The 19,106-nt window shown below is 73.4% G+C and carries 19 protein-coding genes; 7 read left to right on the forward strand and 12 right to left on the reverse strand.

Features of this window, described 5'->3' with window-relative positions:
* Positions 1-323 precede the first annotated feature (323 nt).
* From EBN88_RS10750 to EBN88_RS10760, 3 genes are all read left to right on the forward strand, one after another.
* A complete protein-coding gene (locus EBN88_RS10750; RefSeq protein WP_122183597.1) occupies positions 324-1,133 on the forward strand; it encodes a polyphosphate polymerase domain-containing protein in 810 nt (269 codons plus the stop codon).
* A gap of 44 nt (positions 1,134-1,177) precedes the next feature.
* Positions 1,178-1,864, forward strand: a complete 687-nt coding sequence (locus EBN88_RS10755) for a DUF4956 domain-containing protein (RefSeq protein WP_122183598.1) — start codon at positions 1,178-1,180, stop codon at positions 1,862-1,864.
* A gap of 71 nt (positions 1,865-1,935) precedes the next feature.
* Entirely contained in the window at positions 1,936-3,426 is a 1,491-nt protein-coding gene (locus EBN88_RS10760) for a CotH kinase family protein (protein ID WP_233580590.1), read from the forward strand.
* Here the strand turns inward: EBN88_RS10760 and EBN88_RS10765 are convergent.
* From EBN88_RS10765 to EBN88_RS10780, 4 genes are all read right to left on the reverse strand, one after another.
* Positions 3,401-4,900 (reverse strand): sensor histidine kinase, encoded by a 1,500-nt coding sequence (locus EBN88_RS10765; RefSeq protein WP_122183600.1) that lies wholly within the window; start codon positions 4,898-4,900, stop codon positions 3,401-3,403. The two genes, EBN88_RS10760 and EBN88_RS10765, sit on opposite strands and share 26 nt — an antisense overlap.
* Entirely contained in the window at positions 4,897-5,631 is a 735-nt protein-coding gene (locus tag EBN88_RS10770) for a response regulator transcription factor (protein ID WP_122183601.1), read from the reverse strand. The genes EBN88_RS10765 and EBN88_RS10770 overlap by 4 nt, the downstream gene beginning before the upstream one ends.
* A gap of 58 nt (positions 5,632-5,689) precedes the next feature.
* Entirely contained in the window at positions 5,690-7,606 is a 1,917-nt protein-coding gene (locus EBN88_RS10775; RefSeq protein ID WP_456114799.1) for a tetratricopeptide repeat protein, read from the reverse strand.
* A 91-nt stretch (positions 7,607-7,697) separates the two neighbouring features.
* Complete coding sequence (locus tag EBN88_RS10780) at positions 7,698-8,342, reverse strand: DUF6879 family protein (protein ID WP_122183602.1); 645 nt, start codon at positions 8,340-8,342, stop codon at positions 7,698-7,700.
* 333 nt (positions 8,343-8,675) lie between these two features.
* On the opposite strand from EBN88_RS10780, the gene EBN88_RS10785 reads away from it, so the two are divergent.
* Together EBN88_RS10785 and EBN88_RS10790 are read left to right on the forward strand one after the other, a co-directional pair.
* Entirely contained in the window at positions 8,676-9,878 is a 1,203-nt protein-coding gene (locus EBN88_RS10785; protein WP_122183603.1) for an RtcB family protein, read from the forward strand.
* A 122-nt stretch (positions 9,879-10,000) separates the two neighbouring features.
* Positions 10,001-10,180, forward strand: coding sequence for a hydrophobic protein (locus tag EBN88_RS10790; RefSeq protein ID WP_122183604.1), 180 nt, complete (start codon positions 10,001-10,003; stop codon positions 10,178-10,180).
* Between the two features lie 234 nt (positions 10,181-10,414).
* On the opposite strand, the gene EBN88_RS10795 is transcribed toward EBN88_RS10790, so the two are convergent.
* Together EBN88_RS10795 and EBN88_RS10800 are read right to left on the reverse strand one after the other, a co-directional pair.
* Positions 10,415-10,756: an ArsR/SmtB family transcription factor gene (locus tag EBN88_RS10795; RefSeq protein WP_122183605.1), complete on the reverse strand. Its 342-nt coding sequence runs from the start codon at positions 10,754-10,756 to the stop codon at positions 10,415-10,417.
* A 101-nt stretch (positions 10,757-10,857) separates the two neighbouring features.
* A complete protein-coding gene (locus tag EBN88_RS10800) occupies positions 10,858-12,630 on the reverse strand; it encodes a SulP family inorganic anion transporter (RefSeq protein ID WP_122183606.1) in 1,773 nt (590 codons plus the stop codon).
* Positions 12,631-12,863: 233 nt separating this feature from the next.
* On the opposite strand from EBN88_RS10800, the gene EBN88_RS10805 reads away from it, so the two are divergent.
* Entirely contained in the window at positions 12,864-13,034 is a 171-nt protein-coding gene (locus tag EBN88_RS10805; protein ID WP_122183625.1) for a hydrophobic protein, read from the forward strand.
* Positions 13,035-13,110: 76 nt separating this feature from the next.
* On the opposite strand, the gene EBN88_RS10810 is transcribed toward EBN88_RS10805, so the two are convergent.
* From EBN88_RS10810 to EBN88_RS10830, 5 genes are all read right to left on the reverse strand, one after another.
* Entirely contained in the window at positions 13,111-14,658 is a 1,548-nt protein-coding gene (locus tag EBN88_RS10810; protein ID WP_122183607.1) for a polyamine aminopropyltransferase, read from the reverse strand.
* Entirely contained in the window at positions 14,655-15,092 is a 438-nt protein-coding gene (locus EBN88_RS10815) for a DUF350 domain-containing protein (protein WP_122183608.1), read from the reverse strand. The genes EBN88_RS10810 and EBN88_RS10815 overlap by 4 nt, the downstream gene beginning before the upstream one ends.
* Positions 15,093-15,174: 82 nt before the next feature.
* Complete coding sequence (locus EBN88_RS10820; protein WP_233580592.1) at positions 15,175-15,594, reverse strand: DUF4247 domain-containing protein; 420 nt, start codon at positions 15,592-15,594, stop codon at positions 15,175-15,177.
* On the reverse strand, positions 15,591-16,091 hold the full coding sequence (locus EBN88_RS10825; protein WP_122183609.1) for a DUF2617 family protein: 501 nt from the start codon (positions 16,089-16,091) through the stop codon (positions 15,591-15,593). The genes EBN88_RS10820 and EBN88_RS10825 overlap by 4 nt, the downstream gene beginning before the upstream one ends.
* Positions 16,088-16,744, reverse strand: a complete 657-nt coding sequence (locus EBN88_RS10830) for a DUF4178 domain-containing protein (RefSeq protein WP_122183610.1) — start codon at positions 16,742-16,744, stop codon at positions 16,088-16,090. The genes EBN88_RS10825 and EBN88_RS10830 overlap by 4 nt, the downstream gene beginning before the upstream one ends.
* A 398-nt stretch (positions 16,745-17,142) precedes the next feature.
* Between EBN88_RS10830 and EBN88_RS10835 the strand changes: the two genes are divergently transcribed.
* A complete protein-coding gene (locus tag EBN88_RS10835; RefSeq protein ID WP_122183611.1) occupies positions 17,143-18,195 on the forward strand; it encodes an ArsR/SmtB family transcription factor in 1,053 nt (350 codons plus the stop codon).
* Here the strand turns inward: EBN88_RS10835 and EBN88_RS10840 are convergent.
* Positions 18,171-19,085: an oxidoreductase gene (locus EBN88_RS10840; RefSeq protein ID WP_122183612.1), complete on the reverse strand. Its 915-nt coding sequence runs from the start codon at positions 19,083-19,085 to the stop codon at positions 18,171-18,173. The genes EBN88_RS10835 and EBN88_RS10840 overlap by 25 nt on opposite strands.
* Positions 19,086-19,106: the final 21 nt, after the last annotated feature.

The following is a 19,106-nucleotide window of genomic DNA, read 5'->3' on the forward strand; positions in this document are numbered from 1 at the left end:
GGCGGTGGAGCGTGGTCGCTGGTGTGCGGCCGACCCCCAACATGCACCGCCAACCATCCCCGTGGCAAAGCCCTGACCTGCGAAAACACCCCCACACGCCGGGACCTTCGACCCATCCCACACCCCGCGCCGACACCGTCCCCACACCTCCCGGGGCGCTACGACCGCGCCTCGTAGAGGACCAACGGCCTGTGCCGGCCCTCACACCGGCAGGACCCCCAACCCACCCCACAGCCACCGAACCACCACGTGGCGTCGCGTTCTCAGCTACCTCTCAGCTGACTCTCCGGGTTCTCCCACCTCCGTGGCGTTCCCTTCTCCCCATGGCAACGACGGATTCACCGCGCGCTCCGCACGCGTTCAACCGGTACGAGCTGAAGTACCTGGTGCCGGCCGCCGGGGTCGAGGAGATCCGCCGCGAGGTCGCCGCCCGGATGCGGCCCGACGGCAACGGCGGGCCCGGCGGCTACGGCGTGTGGAGCCTCTACTACGACACGACGGGCCTGCGCTTCTACTGGGAGAAGATCGAGGGCCTGCGGTTCCGGCGCAAGCTGCGCGTCCGCCGCTATGGCGAGCTGGGCCCGGCCCCCGACGACGCCCCGGTCTCGGTGGAGATCAAGCAGCGGGTCAACCGCGTCACCCAGAAGCGGCGGGTGCTGCTGCCCTACCGCCTGGCGCGGGAACTCTGCGACGGGCGGCGTCGGATCGCCCACCCCGAGGCCGACCAGCCGTTCGTTGACGAGGTGCTGGAGCTGGTCCAGCGCCTGGACCTGCGGCCGACCGCCATCACCGGCTACCGCCGTGAGCCCTTTGTGGGCGTCGACTCGGACCTGGGGCTGCGGGTCACCTTCGACCACCGGGTGCGGGGCCGCGACCGGGACCTGGACCTGCGGGCCGAGGCCGAGAACCGCGCCATCATCAGCCCGCACCTGGTGGTGATGGAGGTCAAGGCCAACGAGCGGGTGCCCTACTGGATCACCGACCTCGCCGCCCGCCACGGGCTCCAGGTGCGACGGATCTCCAAGTACTGCCAGAGCGTCGAGGCGTTCGGCCGGGCCCCGCGCTCCGTCTTCCACGTGCCGGAGACCGACGACCTGACCGGGCCCCGGGCCGTCGAACGACAGCCCGGCTGACCCCTCGCCCCCAACCCACCTCTCTCATCGCTGACAGGAACACCATGGAACTCGACTTCGGGATCACCGACCTGTCCGGCACGTTCAGCGTTCTGGACGTGACGGTCGCCCTCTCCCTCGCCCTGGTGGCGAGCCTGGTCGTCGCCTGGACCTACCGGGCCACCCACCGCAACATCTCCTACAGCCAGAGCTATGTGCACACGCTGATCATCCTCGGGATGCTGATCGCGTTGATCATGCTGGTGGTCGGCTCCAACATCGCGCGTGCCTTCGCGCTGGTCGGCGCCCTGTCCGTGGTGCGCTTCCGCAACGCGATCAAGGAGACCAGGGACGTCGGCTTCATCTTCCTGGTGATGGCGCTCGGCATGGCCTGCGGCACCCGCTTCTACGCGCTGGCCGGGATCGCCACCGTGCTGATCTGCCTGGTGATCCTGCTGCTGCACCGGTTCGACTGGTTCGCGCTCCAGGTGCGGCGGCAGCTGGTCAAGGTGCAGGTTCCGGCGGACGGCCACGACCACGGCCCGGCCGTCGAGGACGTGCTGCTGCGCCACACCGACGAGCACGAGCTGATCAGCACCGAGTCGGTGCGCGGCGGGGCGCTGCTGGAGATGGCCTACACCGCGCGGCTGAAGAGCGGCGTCACCCCCGGCCAACTGGTCGGTGCCCTGCGGGAGTCGACCGCCGGCCAGAAGGCCGCGGTGCTGACCGGCTACGACCAGACGGACCTGTGATGGCCGGGCGTCGCTCCTCCGGCGGGGCCCCGGGCCACCGGTTCCGTCGCCGGCTCCGGCACCGGCTCCCGATGCGGCTGCGGCGCCACTGGCGCGTGCTCGCCGCCCTGTGCGCGGCGGTGGCGGTGCTGACGCTGGTGCTGGGCGGGCTGCGGATTCGCCCCTATGTCAGCTCGGACCTGGTCGCCGCCGAGACCGTCACCCAGAACATCGAGGGCGAGGGCGACCTCTTCGACGGCGGGGAACACAGCGTCGAGGTCACCTTCAACGAGGACGAGTATGCCGACATGCTGCGCGTCTTTCGGGAGGAGGGCGAGAAACAGTACATCAGGGCCGATGTGGTGATCGACGGCACCGTGGTGAACGACGTGGCGCTCCGCCTCAAGGGCAACTCCACGCTGATGGGCCTCCGTTCGGACCAGGCGGCCGGCGACGGCGACGGCGACGGCGCGGCTCCCGAGGGCCGGGACGGCGGAATGAGCGGCGTCGCGCTCTCCGACGAGGAGCCGGAGAAGCTGCCCTGGCTGATCAGCTTTGATGAGTTCCAGACCGGACGCGCCTACCAGGGCCACACCGAGATCGCGATGCGCCCGGGAACGACCACCTCCGGCACGGCGCTCAACGAGGCGCTGGCCCTGGCGCTGACGGCGGCGGACGGGCAGGTCACCCAGGACTTCGCGTTCGCCTCGGTCGCCGTCAACGGCGGCGAGGCCGCGCCCCGGCTGCTGCTGGAGTCCCCGGACGAGCCCTGGGCGGCGGAGCTGGGCGAGGGCGTGCTCTACAAGGCGCGCGCCGGCGGCTCGTTCGACTACCTCGGGGACGATCCGACCGCCTACGAGGAGTCGTTCCGCCAGGTCAACGCGGCCGGCGGCCAGGACCTGACGCCCGTGACCCGGCTGCTGCGGTTCGTGGACGAGGCGGACGACGAGGAGTTCGCGGAGCGGCTCGACGCGTACCTCGACGTGGAGTCCTTCGCCCGCTACCTCGCGACCCAGGCGCTGCTCGGCAACGACGACGGGATGGACGGTCCCGGCAACAACTACTACCTGTGGTACGACACGGAGGCGGAGCGGTTCACCGTGCTCTCCTGGGACCTCAACCTCGCCTTCGGCGGCATGGGCGGCGGCGGCCTCGGCGGCGGCGGTGGCCCGGGCGGCGAGCGGCCCGAAGACGGCGAGCTGCCGGAGGGCGGGCAGGCGCCCGAGGGCGGCGAACGGCCCGAACTCCCGGACGGCGGCGCCGCGTTCCCCGAGGGGGAGCTTCCCGGCGGGGAACCCCCCGAGGGCGGGCGCGAGGCGCTCGGCAGCGGCGCGTTGACGGAGCGTTTCCTGGCCGACGACGCGTTCCGGGAGCTGTACGAGCGGGCCTACGCCGAGCTGTACGAGGAGCTGATCGCCGACGGCACCGCCACCGACCTCCTCGACTCCGTCGTGGAACGGGCCGAGGACGCCGGCGACACGGGCGCGGCCGAGGCGGGGGAGCGGCTCGCCGAACGCCTCGCCGCCGTCTCCGCCGAGGCGCCGCAGGACACCGGCCTCAGCCCAGGGGCAGCACCACGGTGAACACCGCGCCGCGCCCCGGCGTGGAGTCGACCGACAGCGTCCCCTCGTGCGCCTCGACGAACCGGGCGCTGATGGCCAGCCCGAGCCCGGCCCCGCCGCCGCCCGTTCCCGGCGTGGCGGGGCGCGCCTGTCCTGCCCGGTAGAACCGGTCGAAGAGCCGGGGGAGTTCCTCGCGCGGGATGCCCTCCCCCTCGTCCCGCACCGTGATCACGGCGACCTCGAAGGCCCCGGCCGGCAGCGTTCCGACCGCGCCGGGGCCCGGGGGCGGCGGGCGGTCGGCGCGGCTCACCGTCACCCGCACGGGGGTGCCGGGCGGGGTGTGGAGGAGCGCGTTGCCGACCAGGTTGTCCAGCACCTGGCGCAGCCGCTCCGCGTCGGCCACGGCGAACACCGGCTCGGCGACGTGGAGTTCGATCGGGCGGTCGGGGGAGCGGACCCGGGCCGCCCGCACCACCCGTTCGGCGATCTCCCCCAACTCCACGTCGGACGGCGCCAGATGCGGCGTCTCGTCGAAGCGGGACAGGATCAGCAGGCTGTCCACCATGGCGCCCATCCGCTGGGCCTCCTCCTCGATCAGCGACATCCAGCGCTCGGTCCGCGCGTCCTCGGCGACGACGCCCCGCTCCCGGCCCTGCCGGTGGAGCGCGGCGAACCCGGCGATCGACGACAGGGGAGTGCGCAGCTCGTGCGAGGCGTCGGCGACGAAGCGGCGGGTGGTCTCGGCGGAGCGGTCCCGTTCGTGGAGCGCCCGGGCGAGTTCGCCGAGCATCGTGTTGAGCGCGGCGCCCAGCCGGCCCGTCTCGGTCGCCGGGTCCTGGGCCGGCACCCGGCGCTCCCAGTCGCCGCCGGCGATGGCCTGGGCCGTCCGTTCGATCTCCCGCAGCGGGCGCAGCTGGACCCGCACGGTGGCGACCGCGCCGGCGCCGATGGCCAGCAGCAGCGTCAGCCCGACCACCGTCTCGATGATCACCAGCCGGTCCAGGGTGTTCTCCACGTCGCTCAGCGACTGGGCCACCACCCGCACCCCGCCGTCGCCGCTCTCGGAGATCAACACCCGCCAGGAGCCGTCCCCTTCGGTGCTCGGCGCGGTAAACGGGCGGCCCACCAACGACCGCAGCTCGGCGGGGTCGCGGTCGGCGAGGTCGGGCAGCGCGTCGTCCGAGGTGGTCCTGCCGACCACGCGCCGCACCTCGCCGTCCGCGTCGAGTTCGAAGGTCCTCAGGTCGGTGGGGAACGGCGGCGGCTGCTCCTCGCCCGGCGGCGGGGGCATGTCCTCGCCCTCGGCGCGCCAGAGGCGGACCAGCCGGTCGTCCACCTCCTCGATCAGCGAGTGGCGCAGCAGCACGGTGCCGGCGGCGCCGAAGGCCAGCAGACACAGGGAGGTCAGGCAGAGCAGGGTGGCGGTCAGCCGGGCGCCGAGGCTTCGCGGCCAGAGCCGGAGCCGGCGTGGCTCCGGCCGGGAAGGGGCGCTCACCGTCGTTCCTCCTCGGCCAGCCGCAGGCTGTAGCCGACGCCCCGCACGGTCTGGATCAGCGGCGGGCCCGCCGCGTCGACCTTGCGGCGCAGATAGCTCACATAGGTCTCCACGATCCGGGTGTCGTCGGCCTGGCCGCTCCAGACCCGGTCCAGGATCTGGGACTTGCTGACCACCCGGCCCGCGTTGAGCAGCAGATAGCGCAGCAGGGCGAACTCCGTCGGCGACAGCCGCACCGGCCGGCCGGCGCGCCGCACCTGGTGCGCGTCCTCGTCCAGCTCCAGGTCGGCGTAGCGCAGCGGCTCGCTCCGCGCCGTCCCTTCGCCGGCCTGGCCGGCCCGGCCCGAGCGGCGCAGGATCGCGCGGAGCCGGAAGACGACCTCCTCCAGGCTGAACGGCTTGGTCACATAGTCGTCGGCGCCGGCCCTGAAGCCGGCCAACCGGTCCTGCACGGTGTCGCGCGCGGTGAGGAACAGCACCGGCAGCTCCGGCACGACGCCGCGCAGGTCGCCCACCAGCTCAAGTCCGCTGCGCCCCGGCAGCGTCACATCCACCACCGCGATGTCCGGCGTGAACGCGTCGGCGGCCAGCAGCGCGGCCCGCGCCTCGGGCGCGCCCCGGGTGGCGAAGCCGCTCAACTCCAGTGAGGCGGTGAGGAGTTCGAGGATGTTGGGTTCGTCCTCGACGATGAGAACCCGGGCCGGCTCGCCGGTCGTCGCGTGGTGCCGCATGGACCGATCCTGGCCCACCGCGCGCGGGGACGCACGCACCGCCGGGGTCGGGCGCTGATCATCCGCCGGCGCGGCGCAGGCGCTCCCGCAGGGCCAGGGCGCGGGCGTCGTTCGCGTCGCCCATCAGCCGCAGCGCCTCCGCCCGCCGCTCCCCGGCCGCCGCCGCGTCCGTTCCGTCCAGCGCGTCGGCCAGCGCGGCGAGCGCCAGCGCCGCGTGCCACCCGTCGCCCAGCTCGCGCTGGGCCGCCGCCGCGCGGCGCAGGAAGTCGACGGCCTCCGCCGTCCGGCCCAGCCGCCGGTACACCTCGCCCGCGCCCTGCCAGGCCAACGCCTCCCGGCCCCGGTCACCGTACCGCCGGTGCGGCGCCGCCGACCGCTGGTAGGAGACCAGGGCCTCCGCCGGCTCGCCGGCGGCCAGTTGGGCCGCGCCGAGCGTCAACAGCCAGTAGCCCTCAGGGCGTAGGTCGCGCAGGTCGAGCGCGATCCCCACCGCCCACCGCGCGGCGTCCAGCGCCGCCGCCGTCTCGCCCTGCTCGCGCAGCGCCTCGCTCAACACGTGCGACGCGTTGCCCTCGCCCCGGCGGTCGCCCAGCGCGCGGTGCTCACGCAAAGCGCGCTCGGCCGCCTCGCGCGCCGCCAGCAGCTCGCCCGCCCGCAGCCGGACGGTGGCGACGTTGGCGAGCACCGTGGCCGCCCGGTGCGGCGGACCCACCGCGCGGAAGACGGCGTGCGCCTCGTCGAAGCTGGCCGCCGCCTCGCGAAGCTCGCGGCGCCGCAGGTGCACCAGGCCCAACAGGCTCTGTACGTCCGCGATGCCGGCGCGGTCCCCGAGGTCCCGCCACAGCGCCAGCGCCTCCCGGTAGCGGGCGACGGCCTCGGCCAGCTCGTTCTGCCCGACGTGCGCCATCCCGAGGTCGGTCAGCAGCATCGCCTGCCCGTCCCTGGCCCGCGCGACCCGGGCCAGTTCGAGGCCGGCCCGGCCGGCCGGCGGCCACAGCAGGGTGCCGGTCGACGGCGGCTGGGCGTCCCAGAGCACGGCCGCCAACCGCCAGCCCAGGTCCGGCCGTTCGAGGCGGGCGGTGAGCGGAACGGTGGCGACCAGGTTCGGGAACTCGCGCTCCACGAAGTCCGTCGCCGCGTCGTAGTCGGCGAAGCCGCTCTCGGCGAGGGCCGTCGCCACGGCCGCCTCCGCCGGCTCGGGCGCGGCCCACTCCTCCGTCGGGCTCAGCCACCGGGCGGCGGCGACGGCCAGGCCCAGATACCAGTCCACCAGCCGGCGCAGCGCCGCCCGTTGCCCCTCCGCCGGCTCCTCGGGCGTGTCCTCCGGCCGGTGTTCGGCGGTCACCGCGCGCAACAGCGCCACCGCCTCCTCCTCGGGCAGGGTGCCCAGCGTGATCCGCCGGGCGCCGTCCCGAATCGCCAGGCCGGGCAGGCGACTTCGGCTGGTGATCAACGTCAGGCAGCTCGCCGTCCCGGGCAGCAGCGGCCGCACCTGGGCGACGGTGGCCGCGTTGTCCAGCAGGATCAGCATCCGCCGGTCGGCCAGCAGCGAGCGGTAGAGCGCGGCGGCGGCGTCCTGGTCGGCCGGCACGCCCTCGGGCCGCACCCCGAGGGCGCCCAGGAACCGGTGCAGCGCCTCGGACGCGGCGACGGGCTCGCCGGGGTCGTAGCCGCGCAGGTTGATGTGGAGCTGCCCGTCGGGGAAATGCTCCCGCACCCGGTGGGCCCAGCGCAGCGCGAGCGAGGTCTTCCCGCCGCCGGCGGTGCCCGTGATCAGGCACACGGGAACGGCGAACGGCTGGTCCCCCTCCGCCGGGGCCAGCATGGCGTCCAGCCGCTCCAGCTCCGCGCCCCGGTTGACGAAGTGCGGTATTCCGCTGGGCAGTTGCCGGGGAACGGGGCCGGCGGCCGGGTTCCCGAACGCGGCGGCGCCGTGGAAGTGCACGCCGCCGCTGACCGTGCCCGCCCGCACCACGTCGCGGGAGGAGCCGGAGAGCTGGGACCGCGTTCCGCCGCCGGGCTCGCCGGGGCGGGCGTTCGCACCGGGCTCGGCCGGTTGGGTGTCCTCAGGCCGGTTGATGGTCCCGCCCCCCGGGCAGCGCGGGCGGCGGCAGGGGCGCCACCGCGCGGTCGAAGTAGTCCGCCAGATCCTCGCCGCGCTCGTACAGCGTGGCGATGAACGCCTCCCAGGCCGCGACCAGTTCGGGATCGTCGAGCCGGACGCCGCCCGCCGGCACGCCCTCGGGCGTGTAGTTCACCCGGTAGAGCGCCAACCCGCCGAGCACCACCACCTCCGGCAGCGGCTCGGCCGCCTCCCACTGCCGCACCAGGGCGCCCGGCACCACACGCACACGTTCGCCGTACTCGACGGAGATGCGCAGCGAATGCAACTCCCATTGCAGATAGGGCGTCAGGGGTTCCTCGACGATGCGCACCCGATGGAAGAAGGAACCCTTCCGCCGGTCCTCCTCCGCGTACTGGGCGAGTTTCCCGCGGCCCTCGTCCAGCAGGCTCAGCGCCCTTTCCCAGTCGCCGTCCTTCAGCGCCTGGCGGGAGCTGGTGGATTCCTCGAAGTGTTGTGCGCGCTCCAACTTCCAGGAGTCATGGCCGCGCACGCGCGCATCGACCTCAGCGAAGTCCGCCTGGTACTCCGACCAGCTCATCCGGACGCCGCGTTCCAGGTCGAGCGGGGGAATCTCGAGGTCAGGCATCCGGGATATCACCTTTGCGAGGAGTGGGAGGGAGAAGGCGGGGCGCGCATGTATGCGGTGGGTCTGGGAAGCGTGGCGTCCCGTGAATCGACGTTGCATTGTGCCTTCCTCTTGCCACGGGTGGCAGCCGAACGTTCCTCCTTCATCCTTTCGGGGGAAGCACGCGTGACCTCCCCCCGCGCGCCCCCTCCCGCCCCGCGCCCCGGAAAACTGGTTGTGCGTGGGCCGGGCCCAGGCGTCACCATTGGTGACCGAGCGGCCGACGAGCGTCGCGACCGCCCGTCAACTGACCGTTGACGCACGGTGGTTGACCGTAGGGAACAAGGGGGAGCCATGGCGTACACGGAACTGTCCGGTGCCCGGGTACCGATCCGCATGTGGGCGGACCCGGCGGAGGTCGAGGACAGCGCGATGCGGCAGCTGCGCAATGTCACCACCCTGCCCTGGGTGCGCGGGCTGGCCGTGATGCCGGACGTGCACTACGGCAAGGGGGCCACCGTCGGCTCGGTGATCGCCATGGAGGGCGCGGTCTGCCCGGCGGCGGTCGGCGTGGACATCGGCTGCGGCATGTCGGCGGTGCGCACCTCGCTCACCGCCAACGACCTGCCGGGCGACCTGTCGCGGCTGCGTTCGCGGATCGAGCAGGCGATCCCCGTCGGGCGCGGGATGCACGACGAGCCGGTCGACCCCACGCGGCTGCACGACTTCGGCGCGGGAACCCGCGCGGCCTGGGACGACTTCTGGTCGCGCTTCGACGGGGTGGCCGACGCCGTGTCGTTCCGAAGGGACCGCGCGGGGCGGCAGTTGGGCTCGCTGGGCTCGGGCAACCACTTCGTCGAGGTCTGCCTCGACACCGAGGGCGCGGTCTGGCTGATGCTGCACTCCGGCTCGCGGAACATCGGCAAGGAGCTGGCCGACCACCACATCGGCGTCGCGCAGTCCCTCCCGCACAACAGGGGCCTGATCGACCGCGACCTGGCGGTCTTCGTCGCCGACACCCCGCAGATGGCGGCCTACCGGCACGACCTGTTCTGGGCGCAGGAGTACGCGCGGCACAACAGGGCGCTGATGATGGCGCTGCTGAAGGACGTGGTGCGGAAGGAGTTCCGCAAGGCCGGGCCCCGGTTCGACGAGGAGATCTCCTGCCACCACAACTATGTGGCGGAGGAGCGGTACGACGGCATGGACCTGCTGGTCACCCGCAAGGGCGCGATCCGCGCGGGGGCCGGGGAGTACGGGATCGTGCCGGGCTCCATGGGCACCCGTTCCTACATCGTCCGTGGCCTGGGGAACGCGGACTCGTTCCAGTCCGCGTCGCACGGCGCCGGGCGGCGGATGAGCCGGGCGGCGGCGAAGCGGCGGTTCACCGCCGAGGACCTCGTCGAGCAGACGCGGGGCGTGGAGTGCCGCAAGGACTCCGGGGTGGTCGACGAGATTCCCGCCGCGTACAAGCCGATCGAGCAGGTCATCGAACGGCAGGGCGACCTGGTGGAGGTCGTGGCCCAGCTGCGGCAGGTCGTCTGCGTCAAGGGCTGATTCAGGGGCCGAGCCAGGGGCTGCGTCAGGGGCCGGCGTCGGGGGCTCCTCCGAACTCCTCGGAAATTCGGGGGAGTGCCCCGGGGCGGGTGGGGCATACGAAGCTCAGGAGGTTGGTAACCATGGGCATGGTATTGCTCATTCTGCTTCTGGCCCTGCTGCTGTTCGGTCTGGGATTCGTGGTCAAGGCACTGTGGTGGATCGCCGTCGTCGTGCTGGTGATCTGGGTGCTCGGATTCCTGATCCGCCCGGCCACGGCAGGCGGCCGCCGAGGTCGCTGGTACCGCTGGTACCGCTGGTAGCAGATAACGACCGGCTTCCACATTCCTCCGCCCATCCGGGTGGGAACTTCCCCGCCCGGCAAAGGAATTACTCGGCCGCTTCGACGTTACGAACCACAACCGGATTCCCCGTGACGGGAATTCCCGCAGAGACCCGCTGCCGGCCCGGTGCCCGGTGACACACCGGGCCGGCAGCGCCCACGTGTGCGTGCGGCGCCATCGCCCCGTCTCGTCCGGGCGGAAGGGGCGGGGCGGTCAGCCGTTGTCCCGGGCCGGGCCCCTGAGGTCGGCGAGCAGCTCGGCCTGGCCGGCCAGCACGCCGGAGAGGATGCCACGGGCCACCCTGAGCAGCTCGCCGACCTGGGGCGTGGTCAGCGAGTAGTAGACGGCGGAGCCCTCCTTGCGGGTCGTCACCAGGTTGGCCCGGCGCAGCACCGCCAGCTGCTGGGAGAGATGGGCCGGCTCGATGCCCACCTCGGGCAGCATCTCGGAGACCGCGTGCTCCCGCTCGCTCAGCAACTCCAGGACCCGGATGCGCGCCGGGTGGCCGAGCGTCTTGAAGAACTCGGCCTTCAGTTGGTAGAGCGGTGTGCTCACGGTCGGCTCCCTTGTCACCCGGGAATTCCTCGCGGGTCGGGCGTTCCCCGCGCGCGTGGACGTCGGCGTTTCAACGGTACCCACCCCCGGCAGGCTCCCGCTCACCGCGTCGCGTCGCACGGCGCGGCCCCGCCGTCCGCCGGGACCGCCCCTTCCCCCGCCACCGCCGCCGCCCCGCAGCCGGCCACCGACCCGTCCCGTTCCAGCACCCCGTCCCGTTCCAGCAGCGCCCGCGCCCGCGCGATCGCCAGGGGGGTGTTCGGCAGGTCCCCGCCGACCCGCTCGAAGAGCGCCAACGCACCCGTCGAGGCCAACGCCTGCCGTTGCCCCGCCCTGATCCCCGAGGCCAGCACCGTGATTCCGCGACGGTTCAGCCTCTCCACGGCGTCCTTCAACACCAGGGCGCCCGTGGCGTCCATCGTCGTCACCCGCGACATCCGCAGGATGACCACCCGCACCTCGGCGACCTCCGTCAGCTCCAGCAGAAAGCGGTGCGCCCCGGCGAAGAACAGCGGTCCGTCCATCCGGTAGGCGACGATGTGCTCGGCGAGCAGCGCGTGTTCCTCCTCCGTGTGGTCGCCCGTGTCCAGCGGGACGCGTTCCATCCGCGCCTGCCGCGCCACCGCGCGCAGGGCCAGGCCGCCGGCCACCAGCAGCCCGAGGATCACCGCCAGGATCAGGTCGAGTGCCAGCGTGGCCACGGCGGTCAGCACCAGGATCACCGCGTCCGAACGGGTCGCCCGCGCCATCGAGCGCAGCGAGCCGACCTCCACCATCCGGACCGCCGTGGCCAGCAGCACCCCGGCGAGGGCGGCCAGCGGAACGCGGGAGACCAGCGGCGCCGCCGCGAGCACCACCACGGCCAGCACCACGGCGTGGACCAGCGCGGCCAGGCGGGAACGCGCCCCGGTCCGCACATTGACGGCGGTGCGGGCGATGGCTCCGGTCGCGGGAACCCCGCCGAACAGCGGGGCCGCCACGTTGGCCAGCCCCTGCCCGAACAACTCCCGGTCGGGATCGTGGCGTTGCCCCACCGTCATCCCGTCGGCCACCGAGGCCGACAGCAGCGACTCCAGCGCGGCCAGCGCGGCGACGGCGACCGCCGGCGCCACCAGCGAACCCAGCGCGCCGGGTTCGACGAACCCCAGCGAGGGCGCCGGCAGCCCCGCCGGCAACTCCCCGATCGGGGTCACCGCCTCCAGACCCGCCAGCTCCACCACGACGGTGGCCACGGCCACCCCGACCAGCGAGAACGGGAGGGTGGGCCGCCATCGGGCGCCCAGCAGCATCAGCGCGGCCACCCCCGTCGCCACGCCGAGCGCCGCCCAGTTGGGCTCCCGGGCGAACGCCTCCACCGCCCGCCAGGCCACCAACGGGACGTGTTCGCCCTCCGGTTGGGCCACTCCGAGCGCCTGGGGCACCTGCTGAAGGCCGATCACACAGGCGATGCCCAGCGTGAACCCCTCGACCACCGGCGCCGGCACATACCGCGCGCCGCGCCCCGCGCCGAGCGCGGCCAGCGCCAGCAGCAACAGGCCCGCCATCAGGCCGACGGTCAGGACGCCGTCGGGGCCGTGCTCGGCGACGATCGGCACCAGCACCACCGTCATGGCGCCCGTCGGCCCCGAGACCTGGAGATGGGACCCGCCGAAGACGGCGGCCAACGCCCCGGCCACCACGGCCGTCGCGAGCCCGGCCTCGGCGCCCAGCCCGGAGGCGACGCCAAAGCCCAGCGCGAGCGGCAGCGCGACCACGGCGACGGTGAGCCCGGCGACCAGGTCGTCGCGGGGCGAGCGACGCATCGCCGCCACATCCTCCCGACCCGGCAACAACCGAACCAGCCGAGCCAACGCCCGCGCCGAGGTACCGCCCATCGGGCCACCGTCCCTTGCTTCGCCTACGCGCCGGCCCCAGCATCTACGGACTTGCGCAATTTGGCAATTCCGCAAGTAGCGTGGGTGTCCGCGCGGACACGTGCGGTGAGCGGCGACGCGGTTGGCCTCCTGGGTTGGCGCGTTGTCGGAACTACCCCCAGTGTGGGGAGAGGCAACAGTTCATGGGCGTGCCCCGCGACGCGTGGGCATCCAAGTCCAGGAGGTTGGTCATCATGGGCCTACTACTGCTGGTTCTGCTTCTGGCCGTGGTGCTTTTCGGCCTGGGATTCGCGGTGGAGGCGCTCTGGTGGATCGCCGTCATCGTCCTGGTCATCTGGCTCCTGGGCTTCATCATTCGCCCGGTGGGAGCGGAGGGCCGCCGAGGTCGCTGGTACCGCTGGTAGCGAGCCCGCCCTGCCGGCGGCGTCCCCGCTCGCCGACGCCCGTGTGGTCAACCCCGCCCGGGCGGGGCCTGGTTGCCTAGTTGTACTGCCACTCGTCCCGCCCGTAGTCGATGATCACCGGTTCCATCAGCGTGTTGGCGCGGATGTCGGTGGGGCGTTGGCGGTCCGGGGGGAAGACGGCGGAGGCGGTGAGGACCTCGGGGGAGAGGTAGCGCAGCGGCGGGACGGCGGGGGAGAGTTCCAGCGGCGGAGGTGTGTCGTCGAGGGAGGCCAGGACGAAGCCCCAGTTGCCGAAGCTGGGCACGTCCACCTGGTAGGGCGTGGTCGCCAGGCCCGCCTCGGCGATGCTGGTCTGGATGGACCAGAAGCTGTTGGGCGCGAAGAACGGGGACCCGCTCTGGACGACGACGCGGGCGTCGGGGGCGAGGACCCGGGTGAGCATGGAGTAGAACTCCACCGAGTACAGCTTCGCCGTCGCCGTGTCCTCCGGGTCCGGGAAGTCGATCAGCACCGCGTCCCAGGAACCCTCAGCGTCGCGGAGCCAGTTGAACGCGTCGTCGTGGACGACGTTCACGCGCGGGTCGTCGAACGCGCCGTCGTTCAGCTCGCGCAGCGGCCCGAAGCCGGTGCCGAGGTCGGTCATCGCCGGGTCCATCTCGACGAGGGTGACGTCCTCGACGTCCGGGTAGCGCAGGATCTCCCGCAGCGCCAGCCCGTCGCCGCCGCCCAGCACCAGCACCCTCCGGTGCGGCCCCGCGAGCGCCGGGTGGGTGAGGGCCTCGTGGTAGCGGTACTCGTCGACGGACGAGAACTGGAGGTCCCCGTTGAGGAAGAGCCGCAGGTCGCGGCCGCCGGTGAAGGCGAACGAGCGGGTGACCACGATCTCCTGGTACGGGGTGCGCTCGGCGAGCAGGATCGGGTCCCGGTAGAGCCGCTGCCGCGCGGTCACCTCGATGTCCTCGGCGAAGACGTACGCCCCGCCGAGCAGCGCCAGGATCACCGCCATCGTGGCGAGCAGCCCGGTGCGGACGAAGCGCCGCGTCTGGCGGCGGAAGATCCACAGCACCACGGCCATGCCGACCGTCGCGTTGACGGCCCCGACCACCAGCGCGCCCCTGAGCTGGCCGAACGTCGGCAGCAGCAGCAACGGGAAGCACAGCCCGCCGACCAGCGCGCCCAGGTAGTCGACGGCGAACATGTCGGCGACCGCGCCGCCCGCCTCCTGGCGGCGGATGCGCTGGAGCATCGTCATCAGCAGCGGGATCTCGGCGCCGATCAGCACGCCGACGACGAACGCCACCACGGTCATCGCCTCGGTGTAGATCCCGACCCAGGCGAACAGCACATAGAGCAGCAGCACCGAGAGGCCGCCGACCAGCGCCAACAGCCCCTCGACCAGGGCGAAGGCGCCGACGGCGCGGGCCCGCAGCGGCTTGGCCGCCAGCGAGCCCACGCCCATGGCGAAGACCATCACGGACAGCACGAGTGAGGTCTGGAAGACGGTGTTCCCGATCAGATAGCCGCCGAGGGCGACCAGGGCCAGTTCGTAGACCAGGCCGCAGGCGGCACAGAGGAAGACCGTGAGGAGCAGCAGGAACCGCGCCAGCCGAGGGCGCGGGATCACGAGAGCGCCGCGCCGACCATCAGTGCGGTGCCGAGGTAGGTGGCGCCGTGCACCCAGGCGGCCGGGTGGGCCTGCCCGTCCCGGTCCTCGAACGCGACCGCGCCCATCGGTCCCGGGGCCAGCCAGCCGATCAGCACGAACACCAGGATCATCAGGACGACGCCGGCGAGGCCGTAGACGCCGGTGCTGACCAGGCCCCAGCCGAGGCCGTCCTCGGACTCGCTGGTGCCGACCGCCCGCATCACCACCCAGCCGACGCCCAGCATCTGGCTGCCGAGGACGATCGCGGCGCCCCGGTTGCGTTCCTTCCACACGACGCGGTCCAGCCGCCCCGGCGTGACGAGGTCGAGGGCGAGGAACGCCACGGCCATCACGGCGAAGCCGACGAGGCCATAGAGGAGAGCCTCGCCGGCGGACTCGAATATGTCCCCCATGGTCTACCTTCCTTCTCTGGGTCTGGGATCTGTTGAACGAGTTGAACGAGTTGAACGGGGTGGGCGGGCCGGGCCCGGGCGGTCACTTGCCGGAACCGGGGCCGCCGCCACGGAAGTTGTCGTTCTGCGAGGACGACCACCGGTGCCCGACGTGGTTGTGCCAGCGTTGGACGCCCCTGCGGTAGTCCTCTATCTCGATCCGACTGCCCCGGGGCGAGTTGGGGCTGATGGCGACGATGTCGTCGTCGTACTTCAGGAACACCTGGTCGTCGCTCGTGATCCGGTCCTCGGCCGAGGACTGGCCGTCGATCTCGTCGGCCACGATGCCGGGCCGGTCCACGGGGTCGAGATAGACGCCGGAGCCGCTGCCGCGCTGGTAGGTGTCGGCGATCCAGCCGCGCGGCGCGTCGTCCGAGCCGCCGCCGGAACAGCCGGTCAGCACGGTGACGGCGGCGACGAGCGCCAACGCCGTGGCGCGGCGGAAGGGGTGGCGGGACCTCACGGGACCTCCAGGCGGGTTGTGGTCTCCACGATCTGTCCGGCCTGCGGGTAGACGTGCCAGGTCAGCCAGGTGATCACCGGCCCGGAACGCCGGACGAGCAGCGCCGTCAGGGCGTCGGGCGAGCCGGGGAAGACGCCGTGGAGCGCGGCCGGTTCGCCCGCGAGGCGGTGGCGCAGGGCGGCGGCGCGTTCGGTCAGTTCGTCGGCCGCGCAGTGCCGGACGGTGGAGTCGAAGGCGTACGCCCAGCCGTCGATGCGGCGGCGCACGGTGTGCGGCGGGCCCTCGCCCGGCTCGGCCGGCAGGCAGGCCAGGGTCTCGCTGACGGGCCCGGCCAGCACCTGGTGCGAGGCGCCCAGCAGGCGCAACTGGACGGTGACGCCGCCCAGTTCGGCCTCGGTCACGGCCAGCGCCCGGCGACGGGGGCCGGCCAGCGTGAAGCGCAGCTGGTCGGCGCTGGTGTCGCGGTAGGGCGTGGCCAGGCGTATGCCTCCGGTCACGCGTCGCTCCCAGGATGACCCTCCGGGCCGCTTCCCGGATAGATCGTCAGGGTGCCGCGCGGCACCCGTTCGCCGAGGGAGACCTCCCAGCGGCCTTGGCCCCGCTCGTCGAGGAACCGCTCGAAGGCGAGGCCACGGCCGCCGGGCCCCTCGAAGTCGGCGTACTCGACGCGGCCGGTCGCGCCGAGGCCCGTGGTGCCCTCGGAGCGGTAGTTCGCCGTGCCGTGCTCGGAGCGGCGGTAGGTGACCCCGTCGACCGTCAACGTCGCCTGGCTCGGGAGGAGTTCGGCCTCTCCCCGGTACTCGGACCAGAGCATCACCTCAAGGTCCGGGTCCTCCTCGACGGAGATCCAGCGGTGGCCGCTCTCGGCGCCGCCGTCGGCGTTCATCGGGTCGACGAAGTGCTCCGACCAGCTGAAGCCGCCCTCGGTCAGCCGCAGCGAGCCGCGCACGAAGAGGCGCTCGCCGAGGTACTCCACCATGTCGCCGGCCTTCAACGTCCTGGGGTCGCCGCCCGTTTCGCCGTCGGCGGCGAACGGGTCCCGGGGCGCCCGGGGCGCGGCGGCCCTCGGGTTGGCGCGTTTCGCCGCCGCCACGGCGGCCACGACGGCCGCCAGCGCGACGAGTCCGACGAAGGCCAGTACCAAGCCCATGACTTCTTCCCCCGTTGTGCGAATCCGCGCGCTCCCTCGGGGCGCTCGGCGCAGAGTATGACACGAGAACAGAGCAGTATCGCACGGCGGGGCGGTGCCGATCCACACGGGAGAGGGGCCGGCCGCCGCTCGGGGAGTCGCCGACGGGCCGGGTGCGAAGTAAGGGACTTCCGCCCGACATGGCCAACGACTGGTCAGCGGCGCTGGTCAGGCGCCGACTCCCCCCGACCCGAGCGGGGCCGGATGGCCAAGAGTGACGGCAGGACGCCTGAAGGACCAGCAGCTTCGACGTAGGCTAAAACCGCCGGGTAGTCACGAACCGCCGTGTCCCCGGGCCGCGTTGGTCACCAGCCGGCGGCCTGCGGGGGCGCGGCCTGGCGCCACGGGAGGCTTGGCCGATGCGGCTGAGGGTGCGTTTCACGGGGGACGATCTGGGGCGGGTCCGGTTGGCCGCGCGGGCCGATCCCCTGTGGGAGACGGTGCTGAGCGTGCACCGGCTGCGGGACGGCCAGGGTGACGTGGTCCACGGTCCCTGGCGGCGGTCGTTGCGCTCCGCGCGGGCGTTACCGGAGAGCCTGAACACGCTGATCCCGCGCCGGGGTTACTTCCCCGACTTCCTCAACCCGGCGGAGTCCGCCTGGGGTTGGCGGGCCGCCCTGGAGGCGGTGCGGGCCACGCCCCGGCGGCGGCTGGCCGCCGAGCTGGGGCGGCTGACGCACGGGCCGGGCCGCGCGGGGTGGTTACGCGGGCTGGCCGACGGCGAGCCGGCCGCGTTGGAACGGCTCACCGACGACCTGGAGCGCTACCACCGGGTGGCGGTCGGCGGCCACCCGGTCTGGTCGGCGGTGCGCACCGCCGTCGACGCCGATCTGGCGGCGCGTGCCCGGCAGTTGACCTTCGGCGGGGTGGACGCGCTGCTGTCCGGGCTGCGCCCGGCGCTGCGCTGGAACCCGCCGGTGCTGGAGGCGGACTATCCGGTGGACCGCGAGGTGGAGCTGGGCGGGCGGGGGCTGCTGCTGATCCCGTCGTACTTCTGCTGGCGGGCCCCGGTGATGCTGGCGGACCCGGCGCTGCCGCCGGTGCTGGTCTATCCGGTGGCGCACGGCCCGGTGGTCTCCGCCGACCGGGCGGCGCTGGGCCGGCTGCTCGGGACGACGCGGGCCCGGGTGCTGGCCTGCGCGGCGGAGAACGGGGCGACCACAGGGGAGTTGGCCCGGCGGGTCGGGATCTCGTTGGGCTCGGCGTCCCAACACGCGCGGGTGCTGCGGGAGTCGGGGCTGGTGCACTCGGTGCGCCGGGGCAACGAGGTGCTGCACACGCTCACCCCGGCCGGCCGCACGCTGCTGCCGGCCCCGACGGCGCCGTCCGGCGGCCTCCACCCGTTCACCGGCCCGCACCGCCAGGGGAACCGGCCAGGGGCCCCGGGTCAACCCGCCCCGGGCAGGGGATAGCGGATGCCCGTCAGCTCCTCCGACACCTGCCACAGCCGCCGGGCCACCGCGTCGTCGAGGGTCCAGGGTGCGCGGGGCGTGCGCCCCGGGCGGCCGCGCAGCGCGCCGGGCCCGGTGAACGAGTCGGGCGCGACGCCCGGCGCCGTCGCCGCGTACAGCGTCGGCATCGCGCCGGCCTCCGGCCGGGCCGCCAGCAGCCGGTTGCCGAGGCGGGCGACGCGTTCCTTGACGGCGTTCCGTTCCAACCTGGCCGCCTGGAGTTGGAGCCCGGTGTCGGCGTAGCCGGGGTGCACGGCGGCCGCGAGCAGGTCGGTGCCGGCGGCGCGGCGCGCCAGCTCGTGGGTGAACAGCAGGTTCGCCGTCTTGGAACGCCCGTAGGCCAGCCAACGCCGGTAGCGGCGCTCGGCGTTGAGGTCGTTGATGTTGACGTTCCCCACCAGGTGCAGCAGGCTGGAGACGGTGACCACCCGGGCGCCGCCGGCGTTGCGCAGCGCCCCGCACAGCAGCCCGGTGAGGGCGAAGTGGCCCAGGTGGTTGACGCCGAACTGGCTCTCGAAGCCGTCGGCGGTGGTGGACCGGGGCACGGCCATCAGCCCCGCGTTGTTGACCAGCAGGTGCAGCGGCGCCTCGCCCCAGTCGCCGGCGAACGCGCGGACCGAGGCGAGGTCGCCCAGGTCCAGGAGGCGCAGCTCCGCGCGGGCCTCCGGCACCTCCTCCAGCAGCCGGGTCAGCGCGGACTGGCCGCGCCGCTGGCTCCGGCAGGCGAGCACCACCCGGGCGCCGCGCCGGGCCAGTTCACGGGCGGTGACATAGCCCAGCCCGCCGTTGGCGCCGGTGACCACCGAGGTGCGGCCCTTGAGATCGGGGATGTCCCGTGCGGTCCAACGCATGGCCCCAAGGGTAGGCCGCGC

Source organism: Streptomyces triticirhizae (assembly GCF_003696235.1).
Taxonomy (GTDB): domain Bacteria; phylum Actinomycetota; class Actinomycetes; order Streptomycetales; family Streptomycetaceae; genus Streptomyces; species Streptomyces triticirhizae.

Coding starts and splice junctions, on each gene's coding strand:
- EBN88_RS10750 (WP_122183597.1), top strand. CDS start 324: ATGGCAACGACGGATTCACCGCGCGCTCCGCACGCGTTCAACCGGTAC.
- EBN88_RS10755 (WP_122183598.1), top strand. CDS start 1,178: ATGGAACTCGACTTCGGGATCACCGACCTGTCCGGCACGTTCAGCGTT.
- EBN88_RS10760 (WP_233580590.1), top strand. CDS start 1,936: ATGCGGCTGCGGCGCCACTGGCGCGTGCTCGCCGCCCTGTGCGCGGCG.
- EBN88_RS10770 (WP_122183601.1), bottom strand. CDS start 5,631: ATGCGGCACCACGCGACGACCGGCGAGCCGGCCCGGGTTCTCATCGTC.
- EBN88_RS10780 (WP_122183602.1), bottom strand. CDS start 8,342: ATGCCTGACCTCGAGATTCCCCCGCTCGACCTGGAACGCGGCGTCCGG.
- EBN88_RS10785 (WP_122183603.1), top strand. CDS start 8,676: ATGGCGTACACGGAACTGTCCGGTGCCCGGGTACCGATCCGCATGTGG.
- EBN88_RS10790 (WP_122183604.1), top strand. CDS start 10,001: ATGGGCATGGTATTGCTCATTCTGCTTCTGGCCCTGCTGCTGTTCGGT.
- EBN88_RS10800 (WP_122183606.1), bottom strand. CDS start 12,630: ATGGGCGGTACCTCGGCGCGGGCGTTGGCTCGGCTGGTTCGGTTGTTG.
- EBN88_RS10805 (WP_122183625.1), top strand. CDS start 12,864: ATGGGCCTACTACTGCTGGTTCTGCTTCTGGCCGTGGTGCTTTTCGGC.
- EBN88_RS10815 (WP_122183608.1), bottom strand. CDS start 15,092: ATGGGGGACATATTCGAGTCCGCCGGCGAGGCTCTCCTCTATGGCCTC.
- EBN88_RS10830 (WP_122183610.1), bottom strand. CDS start 16,744: ATGGGCTTGGTACTGGCCTTCGTCGGACTCGTCGCGCTGGCGGCCGTC.
- EBN88_RS10835 (WP_122183611.1), top strand. CDS start 17,143: ATGCGGCTGAGGGTGCGTTTCACGGGGGACGATCTGGGGCGGGTCCGG.
- EBN88_RS10840 (WP_122183612.1), bottom strand. CDS start 19,085: ATGCGTTGGACCGCACGGGACATCCCCGATCTCAAGGGCCGCACCTCG.